The organism is Mesorhizobium helmanticense (assembly GCF_003034915.1).
Classification (GTDB): domain Bacteria; phylum Pseudomonadota; class Alphaproteobacteria; order Rhizobiales; family Rhizobiaceae; genus Mesorhizobium; species Mesorhizobium helmanticense.
Genome location: NZ_PZJX01000121.1, coordinates 1 through 478, shown reverse-complemented (window position 1 = coordinate 478; position 478 = coordinate 1). Strand labels below are relative to the sequence as shown.

1 protein-coding gene is annotated in these 478 nt (G+C 61.7%); it reads right to left on the bottom strand.

The window, feature by feature from the left end:
* A partial coding sequence (locus C9427_RS34360; protein ID WP_167434586.1) for a hypothetical protein occupies positions 1–266 on the bottom strand: 266 nt, incomplete at its 3' end.
* Between the last annotated feature and the right edge of the window lie 212 nt (positions 267–478).

Genomic DNA, 478 nt, shown 5'->3' with positions numbered 1-478 from the left:
TTCGCAGATTTTCTGAGCAGCTTGAGAGTCGGGGCCAGACGATCTCTGGGCTGGATCACAATTCGCGGACCGAACTCGCCGAGGCGTTGTTTCCAGGCAACAAGAAACTCCGCTTGGCGCTGCAGCGGGTTCACAATGCGGAGATTCCCGAGGCCTTGCGGCCGCTGTTCGATAATCGAGCTCACAAGCCGCCAACCAATCCAGAGGAGCTTCTGCGACTGGAACAGGAGTTCCGCGAAGTGCTTCAGCAGCGGCAGGATGATCAAGCCGCCTCGTCTTCGCTCAGCAACCCAGGGATGCCCGCTGGACCGGAGGATCCTAACAGAAGCGTGTCGGACGCTTTCGCAAGCTCTGGGCACGCCGGAGTTCAGGCCGCCGCTCCGCCAGTCTTGGCTGCCAGCCAACAGCAGATCCGGCCCTCGCCGGATGCGCTTGACCAGGGCAACCACCTGCCACCCCAGGGGGGCATCATCAACAA